This is a genomic window from Deltaproteobacteria bacterium, from assembly GCA_016210005.1.
Taxonomy (GTDB): Bacteria; Desulfobacterota; Binatia; order HRBIN30; family JACQVA1; genus JACQVA1.
Genome location: JACQVA010000069.1, coordinates 1 through 12,298 on the forward strand (window position 1 = coordinate 1; position 12,298 = coordinate 12,298).

General features: G+C 66.9%; 13 protein-coding genes. 5 read left to right on the forward strand and 8 right to left on the reverse strand.

Annotation, left to right across the window (positions count from 1 at the left end):
- Window positions 1-183: 183 nt before the first annotated feature.
- The 5 genes from HY699_07050 to proB all read left to right on the forward strand — a co-directional run bounded on the left by HY699_07050 (window position 184) and on the right by proB (window position 3,334).
- Complete coding sequence (locus tag HY699_07050; protein ID MBI4515556.1) at window positions 184-507, forward strand: hypothetical protein; 324 nt, start codon at window positions 184-186, stop codon at window positions 505-507.
- Window positions 504-836 (forward strand): 50S ribosomal protein L21, encoded by a 333-nt coding sequence (gene rplU, locus HY699_07055; GenBank protein MBI4515557.1) that lies wholly within the window; start codon window positions 504-506, stop codon window positions 834-836. Before HY699_07050 ends, rplU begins: the two co-directional genes overlap by 4 nt.
- The gene (gene rpmA, locus HY699_07060; protein ID MBI4515558.1) at window positions 826-1,080 is read left to right on the forward strand and encodes a 50S ribosomal protein L27; all 255 of its coding nucleotides are present in this window, start codon (window positions 826-828) and stop codon (window positions 1,078-1,080) included. Before rplU ends, rpmA begins: the two co-directional genes overlap by 11 nt.
- Window positions 1,081-1,154: 74 nt before the next feature.
- Window positions 1,155-2,195: a GTPase ObgE gene (obgE, locus tag HY699_07065; GenBank protein MBI4515559.1), complete on the forward strand. Its 1,041-nt coding sequence runs from the start codon at window positions 1,155-1,157 to the stop codon at window positions 2,193-2,195.
- Window positions 2,192-3,334 carry a glutamate 5-kinase gene (gene proB / locus HY699_07070; GenBank protein ID MBI4515560.1) on the forward strand — a complete coding sequence of 381 codons (1,143 nt, stop codon included), beginning with the start codon at window positions 2,192-2,194 and terminating at the stop codon, window positions 3,332-3,334. Before obgE ends, proB begins: the two co-directional genes overlap by 4 nt.
- A 9-nt stretch (window positions 3,335-3,343) precedes the next feature.
- Here the strand turns inward: proB and HY699_07075 are convergent, their stop codons facing one another.
- The 8 genes from HY699_07075 to HY699_07110 form a co-directional block, all read right to left on the reverse strand.
- Window positions 3,344-3,757 (reverse strand): VOC family protein, encoded by a 414-nt coding sequence (locus tag HY699_07075; GenBank protein ID MBI4515561.1) that lies wholly within the window; start codon window positions 3,755-3,757, stop codon window positions 3,344-3,346.
- 11 nt (window positions 3,758-3,768) lie between these two features.
- Window positions 3,769-4,200, reverse strand: a complete 432-nt coding sequence (locus HY699_07080) for a pyridoxamine 5'-phosphate oxidase family protein (GenBank protein ID MBI4515562.1) — start codon at window positions 4,198-4,200, stop codon at window positions 3,769-3,771.
- A 28-nt stretch (window positions 4,201-4,228) separates the two neighbouring features.
- Window positions 4,229-5,470, reverse strand: coding sequence for a TIGR04053 family radical SAM/SPASM domain-containing protein (locus HY699_07085; GenBank protein ID MBI4515563.1), 1,242 nt, complete (start codon window positions 5,468-5,470; stop codon window positions 4,229-4,231).
- 49 nt (window positions 5,471-5,519) lie between these two features.
- The gene (locus tag HY699_07090; GenBank protein MBI4515564.1) at window positions 5,520-6,527 is read right to left on the reverse strand and encodes an acyltransferase family protein; all 1,008 of its coding nucleotides are present in this window, start codon (window positions 6,525-6,527) and stop codon (window positions 5,520-5,522) included.
- A gap of 67 nt (window positions 6,528-6,594) precedes the next feature.
- Window positions 6,595-7,512: an NAD-dependent epimerase/dehydratase family protein gene (locus HY699_07095; GenBank protein MBI4515565.1), complete on the reverse strand. Its 918-nt coding sequence runs from the start codon at window positions 7,510-7,512 to the stop codon at window positions 6,595-6,597.
- Between the two features lie 96 nt (window positions 7,513-7,608).
- Entirely contained in the window at window positions 7,609-8,667 is a 1,059-nt protein-coding gene (locus HY699_07100) for an aminopeptidase (GenBank protein MBI4515566.1), read from the reverse strand.
- Complete coding sequence (locus tag HY699_07105) at window positions 8,654-10,414, reverse strand: ABC transporter ATP-binding protein (GenBank protein MBI4515567.1); 1,761 nt, start codon at window positions 10,412-10,414, stop codon at window positions 8,654-8,656. The genes HY699_07100 and HY699_07105 overlap by 14 nt, the downstream gene beginning before the upstream one ends.
- Before the next feature lie 89 nt (window positions 10,415-10,503).
- Window positions 10,504-12,243, reverse strand: coding sequence for an ABC transporter ATP-binding protein (locus tag HY699_07110; protein MBI4515568.1), 1,740 nt, complete (start codon window positions 12,241-12,243; stop codon window positions 10,504-10,506).
- Between the last annotated feature and the right edge of the window lie 55 nt (window positions 12,244-12,298).

A 12,298-nucleotide genomic window follows, 5' to 3' on the forward strand; every position in this document is an offset into this window, starting at 1 on the left:
CAGTCCCTGCGTTGCGCTGTTCTCCCTTGCCATTCGACAATTCTCCTCTCGTCGAGATGGCCGGGGAGGTTAGTCGAACGCGACGTCAGCGCGCATGCATGCTCACCGGAAGGACACAGATCAACCGCGCGGCGCTGTTGGCGCCGTCACCGGCAGCGGCGCGCACGGAAGTGGAGCTATCGGATGCCAGCGGCGAACTTCCGCCTCACCCAGATCCTCAGCGCCGGCGCGAGCAACACCTGGTTGAGCCTCAACTACGACCAGTATCAGCACAACGGCTTGCTTAAGCACTTGAGCGACACCGGCCCCAAGGGGGCCAACAACGCCATGGACAACACCGCCACGTTCACGTACGACGGGCTCGGCCGCTTGCGCGGCGTCGAGGGGCAGCAGGGGCTCCCACCGACCTCCCCCGGGCTCCGCTCCCAGGGCTGGTTGGCCTGGTTGACAAGGTTGGGTGCGTTCAGTAGGTATTCTCGTTCCTGTAAGCGGTGGAGAACTCAATGAACTATGCCATCATCCGCACCGGCGGCAAGCAGTATCGCGTAACCCCGGGCGACGTTATCCAAGTCGAGAAGCTGAGCGGTGACGCCGGCAGCCCGGTCGAGTTCGGCGAGGTGCTGATGGCCTCCGGCGGGGGCAACGTGCAGGTCGGCAATCCCCTGGTAGCGGGGGCGCGAGTCACCGGCGAAATCGTGCGGCAGAGCAAGAGCAAGAAGATCTTGGTGTTCAAGAAGAAGCGGCGCAAGAACTATCGCCGGCATCAGGGCCACCGCCAGCTGCAAACCAGCGTGCGGGTGACCGGTATCGAAGCGGGAGGAAGCCATGGCGCATAAGAAAGGTCAGGGCAGCACGCGCAACGGGCGCGACAGCAACGGACAACGCCGTGGGGTGAAGATGTTCGCCGGTGAGCTGGCGCGTGCCGGCAACATCATCGTGCGCCAATTGGGCACCCGCATCCACCCTGGCAAGAACGTCGGCATGGGCCGTGACTACACGCTCTTCGCCAAGATCGACGGGCTGATTCAGTACGAACGGGTCGGGAAGGACCGCAAACAGGTCCACGTCTACCCCCTGTAGTTCCACCCTCCGACCGCCCCGCGGCGCGGTCGGCCCACCACGATTCAGCCGCTGACGCTGGCTGAGCCCGAGCGATGAAATTCATCGACGAAGCTGAAATCACCGTGCACGCCGGCGACGGCGGCAGCGGTTGCGTCAGCTTCCTGCGCGAGAAGTACCGTCCCAAAGGCGGCCCTGACGGCGGCGACGGGGGGCACGGCGGCAGTGTGATCATGGAAGCTCGCGAGGGGCTCACCACCCTGCTCGACTTCAAGTTCCAACCCATAGTGCGCGCCGAGCGCGGTGAAGATGGCCGCGGCAAGTGCCAATACGGTCGTGCGGGCGAGGACCGCATCGTGCGCGTGCCGCCAGGTACGCTGGTGCGCGACGCCGACAGCGGTGAGTTGCTTGCCGACCTGCATCGGGCCGGTGCCCGCGCGATCGTGGCCCGAGGCGGTCGCGGCGGCCAAGGCAATGCCCACTTCGCTACCGCCACCCGCCAGGCGCCGCGCTTTGCCCAACCGGGCGAGCCCGGCGAGAGCCGCTCGGTGAGGCTGGAGCTGCGCTTGCTCGCCGACGTTGGCCTGGTCGGCTATCCCAACACCGGCAAGTCGACGCTCATCAGCGCGGTGTCGGCGGCGCGGCCGCGGGTTGCCGATTACCCGTTTACAACCCTGGTGCCCCACCTCGGGGTGGTGCGCTGGAACGAGGACGCTAACTTCGTGCTCGCCGACGTGCCGGGGCTAATTGCCGGCGCCCACAGCGGGCACGGTTTGGGGCTGCGTTTCCTGCGCCACCTCTCGCGCACGGCGCTGCTGATTCATCTGCTCGACATCAGCGGACTGAGCGGCCGCGATCCGCTGGCGGACTTCGACGTAATCAACCACGAGCTGGCGTGCTTCGATCCCGAGCTGGCCGCCAAGCCGCAGATCGTCACCGCCAACAAAATCGATCTTAGCGAAGCCCGCGAGCGCTTGCCCGAGGTGCGCGCCCGCTTCGCCGCACGCAACATTGAACTGCATGTGATCTCAGCCGCCACCGGCGCGGGGGTGCGCGAGTTGATGCAGCTGGCCGGCCAGCACGTTCAACGCCAGCGCGCGGCGGCAGCCGCCGAGACCGGAGCCGTCCAGCCATGAGTTCGCAGCTGCAACACAAAGCCAAGCTGCTGAACAACCTGCGCCGGGTGGTGGTGAAGATCGGCAGCAGTCTGCTGTCGGACGGCCTGCGCATCGAGCGCGGTCGGGTCGAGGCGCTGGTCGCCGACCTGTGTGCGCTGCACGATCGCCCGCTCGACCTGATCGTCGTCAGCTCCGGCGCGATCGCCTCCGGCGTCGCGCGCATGGGGTTGAAGACCAAGCCGAAGACTATTCCCGAACGGCAGGCGGCGGCGGCGGTGGGTCAGATCAGCCTGATGGCGACCTACGAACAGTTCTTCGCCACGCGGGGCAAGCTGGTCGGGCAGATTCTGCTCACCGGCGACGACCTGGCCGACCGCAAGCGCTACCTTAACGCGCGGCGCACGATTGAAACCTTACTGGCGGCGCGCGTGGTGCCGGTGGCGAACGAGAACGACACCGTCGCGGTCGAGGAAATCAAGCTGGGTGAGAACGACAACCTCTCGGCCCTGATTGCCACGCTCGTGGATGCCGACTTGCTCATCATTCTCAGCGACGTCGAGGGGCTGTACACCCGCGATCCGCACCTGCATCAGGACGCTCGCTTGATTGAGCTGGTGGAAAAGAGTGCCGGCGGCGTTCTGCACTTTGCCGGCGATGCGGCCGGCCCGGTGGGCACCGGGGGCATGGCGTCGAAGATCAACGCCGCCATCAAGGCCTCGCGCGCCGGCATCCCTACGCTGATCGCTAACGGCACGCGCCCGCAGGTATTGCGCGCCATCGTCGCTCCGGAAACCAGCGTCGGCACTTTGATCCTGGCACAGGGCGATCGGCTGACGCGGCGCAAGCACTGGATCGCGTACACCCTCAGGCCGCGCGGCACGCTGGTGGTCGACGAGGGCGCACGGGCCGCCATCAGCCAACGCGGGCGCAGCCTGCTGCCCAAGGGTGTGCGCGCGGTGCGCGGTGACTTCGGCGTCGGCGCCTGCGTGCGTTGCCTGGACGCCGAAGGCGTCGAGTTTGCCCGCGGCCTGGTGAACTACGCGGCCGCCGAGTTGGAGAAGATCGCCGGCCTGCACTCCAGCGGCATTGAGGCCGCACTCGGCTACAAGACCACCGACGAGGTCATTCACCGCGACGACTTGGTGCTGATCGAGTGAGGCGCCCGCTCACCGGCCAACTTGCCGCGGATTGATCGGCTGGCCGTGGGAGAACTCGACCAAGTTGCCGTCGGGATCGCACAGCAAGCAGAAGTAGCCGACGATCGGCCCGGCATCGCGCGGCGCCTGCGCCAACACCCCGGCGACGGCGGCTCGGGCGGCCATCGCATCGACCGCGGCGCGCGAGGGCAGGTCGTAGCCGAAGTGCGCAAACGGCGCCGGCTGTGCCGCCGGTGCCGGCGCGATGCCGATGGCGACGATGACAAAATCGGGTTCGCTCGGGCGCTCGCTCAGCCAAACCACCCGCACGCCCTCATCGGTGCGGTCATGCACCACGTGCAAGCCGACGTAGTCGCGGTAGAACTCGACCGTGGCGGCCACCTCGCGCACGAACAGCGCGACGTGGGTCAGATGCGGCGGCATCGGGCGCACGCTCACGCCGGCTGGCGCACCGCCGCGTGGCGGCTGTGGCCCAGCCCTTGTGTCCAGTCGATGATACGGATGCGCTGCGGCTCCAGCTTGGCGATCAGCAGTCGCTGGTCCGCCCACACGTCCGCCAGCTGCGGGAACTTCTGCGTCAGCAGATGCTGCCCGAGCACGGTTTCGTCCCCGGCGACAATCGAAGCGTCGCCCAGCAACTCGACGCCGTGCATCGGAATCTGAAACCCGTCGTCGACCACCACCGACACCTGCGGGCGGGCGGCGATCGCCCGGTGCTTCTCGCTGTCCCGGAAGACGAAAAAGTACACGCTCAGCGGCTCGGCCAAAGCGTAGCAAGTGGTGGCCGCGCGCACCTCGCCTTGGAACTCGTAGGACAGCACCATCGAGCGGTGCGTGGCCAGGTAGGCTTCGACTTCGTCTTGCATCCGTCCACCCCCGGAACGTTCGGCCGCATCATGGCGCGGCGGCGTCGGGCTGGCAATGGGCGGCAAGCCGCCGGGCGAAGTAGGCCGCCACCGGCTCGGCGGTGCCGGCGGCCACCGCCTTGCGGTAGGGGCCGGGAACGTAAGCGCAGAAAGGATCCGACTCGAGGTAGTCTCCCGTCATGCTGAAGGCGCGCGCCCGCGAGCCACCGCAGACGTCGCGGAACTCACAGACGCCGCACTTGCCCTTGAGCTGCTGGTAGTCGCGCAAGGTGCGAAACAACTCGCTGTCGCGATAAATCGCCGCCAAGCGCTGCTGGCGCACGCTGCCGGCCGAAATCGGCAAGAAGCCGCTGGGGAAGACCTCGCCGGTGTGTGAAATGAACACGAAGCCGTTGCCGTCATTGACGCTCTTGGGCGCGCGCGACTGCCCGTCCTTGATGGCGAAGCCGAGACCGCGGACCGCCGGCAGCGGGCGGCGCTGGCGGCGCGCGCCGGCGCGCCGCTGCAACAGAAAGCGCCGGTAGTGCGGCGCGGCCGTGCTCTTGATGTCGAACGGCACTTCTTGTGACAGAGAGAACATCTTGGCGAAGATCGCCTCGTACTGCTCGGCGCTGATTTCGTCCTGTGGCCGCCCGCGCCCGGTCGGCACCAGGAAGAACACGCTCCAGAGGTCAATGCCCAGGCCGGTCATCAGCTCGGCCAGGGCGTCGAAGTCATCGAAGTTGAAACGGGTGACGGTGGTGTTCACCTGGGTCGACAGGCCGAGGCTGCGGGCGTACCCCAGCAGGTCGAGCGACCAGTCGAAGGAGCCGCGTACGCGCCGGAAGGCGTCGTGAGCGGCCGCGCTCGCGCCGTCGAGGCTGACGGCTATGCGCGCCAGGCCGGCGGCCTTGAGCCGGTCGATGACTGCGTGCGTCATCAGCGGCGTGCCCGAGGGCGTCATGGTCATGCGCAGGCCGGCGCGGTCACCGTAGCTGATGAGGTCGTAGATGTCCGGCCGCTTGATCGGGTCGCCGCCGGTGAGCACCAACAGCGGGCTGCCGAATTCGGCCACCTGCTCGAGCAGCTGGCACCCCTCGGCGGTGCTCAACTCGCGCGGGTCGCGCGCGGGCACGGCTTCAGCACGGCAATGCACGCAGGCGAGGTCGCAGGCGCGGGTGACTTCCCAAATGACGAGAAAGGGGGCGCGCTCGAAATCGAGGGTGCCGAGGTCGGTGCGGCCGCCGCCAACGGCGGTGTCGGCCGAGGCTGCAGTCGGTGTCGCAGACATCGCGGCGCAGCTTAGCGCAGGCGCACGGCTGGCGCCACCGCACCGCCGGCTAGAAGAACACCCCGGTGCGCTCGCGCAGGCCGCGTTCGAGCATGCTCTGGATCGCGCTCTTCACCTTGTCGACGTGGCGCTGGATGACGCGGTCCTCGTCGTGAGGGTTACCGGAGAACCGCATCGGCTTGCCGAAATAGATGCGGTACTTCGCCGGCAGCGGGATCAAACCGAGCGGCCCGAGCCATGGCCAGGTGAGCGTGACCGGGAAGGCGGGCATGCCGAGCAGGCGCGCCAGCCAGCGCACGTTAGCGATCGCCGGGGCTTGTTCCTCCGAGCCCACCACCGCCACCGGCACGATCGGCGTTTTGGTCTCGAGCGCCAAGCGCACGAAGCCAAGGCCGAACTCCTGCAGCTGATAGCGCTGGCTGAAGAGTTTATTCATGCCGCGCACGCCCTCGGGAAACACCAACACCGCTTCGTCGTTGTTGAGCAGGTCAACGCAGTTCTTCGGCGTGCCGACCACCGAGCCGATGCGGGCGAGCAACTCGCTGACAAACGGGACGGTTGGCAGCCAATACTCACCCATGGCGCGCAGGATGCGCGGCGGGTCGCCGTAGAGGAAGGCGGCGGTGGCGATCATCGTGCCGTCGATAGCTATCTGGCCGGCGTGGTTGGCGATGAGCAGCACGCGCCCGGGCGGCAGGTGTTCGATACCGCTGGCCTCGGCGCGGAAGTAGTAGCGGTAGAACAGCGCCGTAACCTGCAGCGCGCGCCGGGCGCTGTCGACGTGAAAGCCCCAGGGGTCGTAGCCGTAGCGATTCAACCGCACCGGCACCTTGTGCATGCGGTGCGCGATCTCGTCGTTGAGACGGGCGATGACATCAGGATTGACGGCGTTGCCGAGCTGGTGCACGAACTCCACCAGACGTTCGAGCCCGTCCGGCGCCGCGGTGGGCCGGCGGGCGACGCGAGCCTTGGCCGCTGGCCCCTGCTGGTCGCCGGTCTTGGCGCGCCGGCCCGTCTGCCGGCGGTGGTTGTCCAGTGAGGCAACGCGCGCAGCCATACACATCACTCCTTGCGCAGAATCATCCCGTTGGGTTTCCGGCGGTGGTCGTCGCTCGGCTACGCGCCTAACTGCGCAGGCTGGCGAAGATCTCCTCGAGCCCGAAGCGGGGCTTAAAGCCGGTGGCGGCGGCAAAGCGGCTGCCGTCGAGCGTGCACGGGTACTTGACGAAATCGATCGCCCCGGGGGGAAAGGGATAGAGGCCCAGGCGAAACATGGTTCTCACGGCCGGCCGCGCCAGCACTTCCGGCAGCGGCACCGCCGTCCCACCGGTTTCCGCGATCGCCACTTTGAGCGGCACCGCCCCCGGCCCGGTCAAGTTGAACACTCCGCGCGCACGCCGCTCAATGGCCAGCGCGATGGCCTCGGCAACGTCCTGCTCGTGGATGAACTGCATCATGGGGTTGAAGCCCATCGCCGTCGGCACGTATTCCAGTTGCAAATAGCGGCCGATCGCACTGTGTACGGAGTAGCCGAGCACATTTACAGGTCGAATAATCGTGACCGCGATCTCCGGGTACTGCCACAGGTAGGCGCTGGCGAGGGTGTCGACCTCCACCAGATCGCGCACGTCGGGATAGGTGCGGCTGCCGTTGAGCGGATAGCCCTCGTCCATGTAGTAGGGGTTCTCGGGCAGCGCTCCGTAGACGTAGGCGCTGGAAAAAACCACTAATTGTTTCACGCCGTAAGTGACGCAACACTCGAGCACGCGTTTGGTACCGGCCAGGTTGACCTGGTGCCGAACCGCCGGGGCCTCCTCGAAGTGGCGAATGAAGGCCAGGTGCGCGATCGCGTGCGGGCGCTCGCGGCGCACCACGTCCTCGAAGCGCCGTTTGCGCAAGTCGAGCTGGTAGAAGCGCAGCTCGCGCGGGCGCTCCTTCCAGGGAGTGCGGTCGGCGCCGACGATCTCGTAGGCACGAGCCAGGCGGCGGGCCACCAAATTCCCCTGCCCGCCGGCGACGCCCGTAACCAACACCTTGTCCATACGGCGGCAACTGTAATCCGCCGCTCAGCGCAGAGCAATGGCCGCGACCAGCCGGTGCCCGCAGCCCGCCCGCAGCCCCCCGGCAGGCGGGTCGGCTCAATTGCTGCCCAGGTGCGCGGCCAGTGCGGCGTAGGGATCGGCGGCGCCGGCGGCGACTTGCAACACCTGGGCAATCGCAGCAGCCAGGTTGCCACGAGCGCGTGCCTGCATGGCAGCGAACAGCTCCAGCCGCTCGTTGTACATCGCATAGTGCAGCAGGCTGGCGTTATTGAGTGGAGCGCGAGCGAAGTCGGCATAGAGATTGGTTTGCAGGGGCAAGGCGCGAAACTCGGTCTGGCCGCGGCTGAGCCGCCGCCGCCGCTCGCTGTCATCGATGCCGCTGGCGTAGGCTGCGCGCATGCTGGCGGTCAGCCGGCCAAGAAATGCCGAGAACGCCAGCGCGTCCTGCCACAGCTGTTCGGCGCGCGCGGCGTTGTCGCTCTCGCCCCGCGCGGTGAAAAACGCCACCGTGCCGCTGTAACCAACGAAGTTAGCGAACGACTCGTTAAAGGCGCCGTGGCCGGGCAGGTAGCGGGTGTTGTGGGTCAGCTCGTGCATGATCACCGCTGCCAGGCTCACCCGATCGAGGCGCAACAAATTCGACAGCAACGGATCATCGAACCAGCCGAGGGTGCTAAAGGCTACCGACGGCTGCACCACGGTATCGTAGCCCTCGGCTTCCAGCTCCGCCGCCGCGGCGTGCGCCTCGGCCTGGTCAAAAAAGCCGCGGTACGGCACCCGACCCACGATCGGAAACCACCAGGTAACCAGCTCCAGCCGCTCGCGATAAGCCGCCAGCACCACGTGCACCACCTGATCGGCGTCCACCCGCGCGAAGCTGCTGAAGCTGCCGGCGGCCCGCAGCCCGAGTCGGTCGCGGGCAAAAGCGCGGGCATCGAGCGCTAGCGCCAGCTTGCTCTTGGTGTCGGCGTCAAGCAGCGGGTCTGCCAGTAACTCCTCGATCGGTTGCCGGCGCCACAGGATGCGTGCTTCCTCGTAACCCGCGCGCAGCACGTACAGCGGCGAGCAGCCGGCGAGCAAGCAGCCGCCGGCGGCCAGCGCTACCGCCCAAGCGGCGGCCGCGGCCAGCCGGCGCCAGCGCTCACTTCGCCGCACCGCTGCCCACCTCCGCCGCCGGCGCCGGGGCGGCAACCGGACGGTACTGCAACTGATGCAACCGGTAGTACAAGCCGCGGGCGGTCAGGAGCTGGGCGTGCGTGCCGCACTCGCGTAACTGGCCGTGATGCATCACCAGAATGCGGTCGCTGTGCTCGATGGTGGAGAGCCGGTGAGCGATCACCACCGCGGTGCGCTGGCGCATGAGCACGGCGAGCGCGTCCTGGATCAGCAACTCGGTTTCGGTATCGACACTGGCGGTCGCTTCGTCGAGCACAAGAATCGGCGGATCGCGCGCCAGGGCGCGGGCAAACGCCAGCAGCTGGCGCTGGCCGGTGGAGAGGTTGCTGCCACGTTCGCGCAGCTGTGCGTGGTAGCGCTCGGGCAGCCGCTCGATGAAGTGGTGGGCGTTGACCAGCGTCGCCGCCCGCTCGACGACGGCGGGGGAGATCTCCGGCCGGCCCAAGGTGAGGTTGTCGGCGATGGTGCCGGAGAACAGGAAGACGTCCTGCAATACTACGCCGATGCGCGCCCGCAAGGCGTGCAGATCCCACTGGCGCACATCACTGCCATCGACCAGCACTCGGCCACGGTTAGCATCGTAGGTGCGATTGAGCAGCTTGATGACCGAGGTCTTGCCGGCGCCGGTGGCGCCGACGATGGCGATCTTCTCGCCCGGTTCGATCACGAAGGAAACGTCCTTCAGCACCCAGTCCTCTTGTTTGTAGGCGAACCACACGTGATCGAACTCGATCCGGCCGCGGGTGGCCGCCGGCCGCTTAGCCGCCGGTGGGCTGGCAATCAGGGCGGGGGTGTCGAGCAATTGAAAGACGCGCTCGGCCGAAGCCATGGCCGATTGCATCACCGCATACTTGGTCGAGAAATCGCGGATCGGAACGAAGAACTTCTGCACATACTCGATAAAGGCGACCAGGGTACCAAACGCCAAGGCGCCGGCCAGGATTTCGCCGCCGCCGTACCAGACGATGAGCGCGAAGGAGATCGCGCAGACCGCTTCGACCAGCGAGAACAGGGCCGCCTCGTAGATATTGGCCCAGTGATTGGCCAAGCGGTGGGCGTCGTTGAGACCCTCGAAGCGGCGATAAGTCTTGGCCTCCTGGGCGAACAGTTGAATGACGCTCACGCCCGAGATGGCCTCCTGCAGGTAGGCGTTGAGGCGCGCGATGCGTTCGCGGATGGCGCGGTAGCTCTCGCGCGCTTTGAGGCGGAAGAAGTTGATGGCCAACACCATCACCGGCAACAGCGCCAGTGTTACCAAGGCCAGGCGCCATTCGATCGCCAGCATGATGGCGACGATTCCCAGCAGCGTGACCACATCCATCAGGATCGTCATCGCCCCGGCGGCGAACATCTCGCTGATCACATCGACGTCACCGGTGAGCCGGGTAACGGTGCGGCCGACCGGGTTGCGGTCGAAGAACGACGCCGGCAGGGTTTGCACATGCGCGAACAAGTCGTGGCGCAAGTCGGCCAGGCTTTTCTGCGCCACCACCATGGTCAGGTAGTACTGCACGTACAGGCAGACGAACTCACCGGCCAAGCTGCCGGCATAGAGCAGCCCCATATGGCCGAGACCGCTGAGGTCGCGAGCGGCGACGTAGCGATCGATGGCGAGTTTCAGGATGTAGGGTTGGGTCAAGGCGAACAGCGAGGTTAGCGGCAGCGAGGCCAGCGCCAAGAAGAACAGGCGGCGGTAGGGCCGGATGTAGGCCCACAGCCGGAGCATCAGCCGGGCGTCGTAGGCCTTGCCGAGCGCGGCTTCCTGATGCAACGAAGGACCGGCGGCGGTGCCGGCCGTTGTCACTGGCGGTGTGCTCACAGCTCGGCCAGCTCCTCTTCCAGGCTCTGCTGGCGGTAGAGATCGGCGTAAAAGCCGGCGCGCGCCAGCAGCGCGTTGTGGTCGCCGACCTCGACGATGCGGCCGTCGTCGACGACTGCGATCATGTCGGCGTCCTGAATGGTGGAGATGCGGTGAGCGATCACGATGCTGGTGCGGCCGTGCAAGATCTCGCGCAGCGCCCGTAGGATGCGCCGCTCGGTGCGGGTGTCGACGCTAGCGAGCGCGTCGTCGAGCACGAGGACCTGCGGGGCGGCAGCGATGGCGCGGGCCAGCGTCAGGCGCTGGCGCTGGCCGCCGGAGAGCGTGATGCCGCGCTCGCCGATGATGGTGTCGTAGCCGTAACGAAAGGCGGCGATCTCGTCGGCGATACCCGCCGCCTGTGCCGCTCGCTCGACGGCGGCCTGATCAACCGGGTCGAGCACGAAGCCGACGTTGTCGGCAATGGTGTCGGAAAACAAGAAAGGGTCTTGCGGCACAAAGGCGATGCTGCGGCGCAGCTGCTGCAGCGGCAGTGTGCGGATATCGCGGCCATCGAGCAGGATGGCGCCGGCGCTGACATCGGCCAGGCGTGGCAACAACCGGGCGATGGTCGATTTGCCGCTGCCGGTGCGGCCGACCAAAGCGAGCTGCTGTCCCGGCTCGACGGTAAAGCTGATGTTGTCGAGCACCTGATGGCCGTTGTGCGGCGTGTGGTAAGCGAAATCGACGTTGCGGAACTCGATGCGGCCGCGCACGAGCGGTAGCGGCGCAGCATCGGGGGCATCGCGGATCTCGGGCACAGCCGCGAAGATGTGTTCGAGCCGCTGTAATGCGGCGCGGCCACGCTGGAGCACCGACAGCATCCAGCCCAGCGCCATGGTCGGCCACGCTAGCAAGGCCAAGTAGCCGATGAACGCCACCAGATCGCCGAGGCTCAGCCGGCCGCTAATCACGTGCGCCCCGCCGTACCACAGCACCACCAACGTGCCGAGGCTGGAGGCCACCTTCATGGCTGGAAACATCCGGCCGCGCACCTTGGCCAGCTCTATACTGTCGGCGAGGAAGCGCCGGTTGATCTGCTCGAACTTAGCCGTCTCGGCCGCTTCGGCGACGTATGACTGCACCACGTGGATGCCGCTCAAGTTCTCCTGCACCGCGCTGCTCACCTCCGCCAGCCGCTCCTGCACGTGCAGTGTCCCTTCCATCAACTGGCGGCTGTAGTACTTCACCAGCCAGAGCAGCAGCGGATAGGGTAACAGCGCCATGAGCGTGAGCGTGGCATCGAGCGACAGCATGATCGACACGGCGTAAACGTAATAGATTGGAGTGTTGACGAGATTGAGAATGGCCGGGCCTAGCAGCAGCCGCACCGCGGTGACGTCGTTGACCAGCCGGGACATGAGGTCGCCGGTCTGTTGCGCGTGATAGTAAGACTGCGGCAGCCGCTGCAGGTGCGCGAAGAGATCATTGCGCAGGTCGTACTCGACGTCGCGGCCGGCATTGAAGATGAGTACCCGCGAGCAGGTGCGCACCAGCCCCTGGACCAGCGCAATCGCGATGATCGCAGCCGCGAAGACCAGTACGTTGCGGTAGGGTTGCCCCTGCTCGACGGCGTCGATCGCCTGCTTGAGCAGGTAGGGGACGCTCATCGCCAGCGAGGCAGTGACGAGCAAGCAGGCACCACCGGCGAGGTATCGCCGCCGGTAGCGCCACAGATAACCCCGCAGTCGCCCCACGGGGGCCATCATCCCACAACGTGGCGCTGAAGCAACGCGGCCGGCGCCTGCCGAA

What these genes read in the sequence shown, in the direction of transcription:
- HY699_07090 (MBI4515564.1), bottom strand. Translation starts at nt 6,527, where the DNA reads ATGGCTGCGCGCGTTGCCTCACTGGACAACCACCGCCGGCAGACGGGC.
- HY699_07075 (MBI4515561.1), bottom strand. Translation starts at nt 3,757, where the DNA reads ATGCCGCCGCATCTGACCCACGTCGCGCTGTTCGTGCGCGAGGTGGCC.
- HY699_07050 (MBI4515556.1), top strand. Translation starts at nt 184, where the DNA reads ATGCCAGCGGCGAACTTCCGCCTCACCCAGATCCTCAGCGCCGGCGCG.
- rpmA (MBI4515558.1), top strand. Translation starts at nt 826, where the DNA reads ATGGCGCATAAGAAAGGTCAGGGCAGCACGCGCAACGGGCGCGACAGC.
- HY699_07080 (MBI4515562.1), bottom strand. Translation starts at nt 4,200, where the DNA reads ATGCAAGACGAAGTCGAAGCCTACCTGGCCACGCACCGCTCGATGGTG.
- HY699_07085 (MBI4515563.1), bottom strand. Translation starts at nt 5,470, where the DNA reads ATGTCTGCGACACCGACTGCAGCCTCGGCCGACACCGCCGTTGGCGGC.
- rplU (MBI4515557.1), top strand. Translation starts at nt 504, where the DNA reads ATGAACTATGCCATCATCCGCACCGGCGGCAAGCAGTATCGCGTAACC.
- proB (MBI4515560.1), top strand. Translation starts at nt 2,192, where the DNA reads ATGAGTTCGCAGCTGCAACACAAAGCCAAGCTGCTGAACAACCTGCGC.
- obgE (MBI4515559.1), top strand. Translation starts at nt 1,155, where the DNA reads ATGAAATTCATCGACGAAGCTGAAATCACCGTGCACGCCGGCGACGGC.
- HY699_07105 (MBI4515567.1), bottom strand. Translation starts at nt 10,414, where the DNA reads ATGCTCCGGCTGTGGGCCTACATCCGGCCCTACCGCCGCCTGTTCTTC.
- HY699_07095 (MBI4515565.1), bottom strand. Translation starts at nt 7,512, where the DNA reads ATGGACAAGGTGTTGGTTACGGGCGTCGCCGGCGGGCAGGGGAATTTG.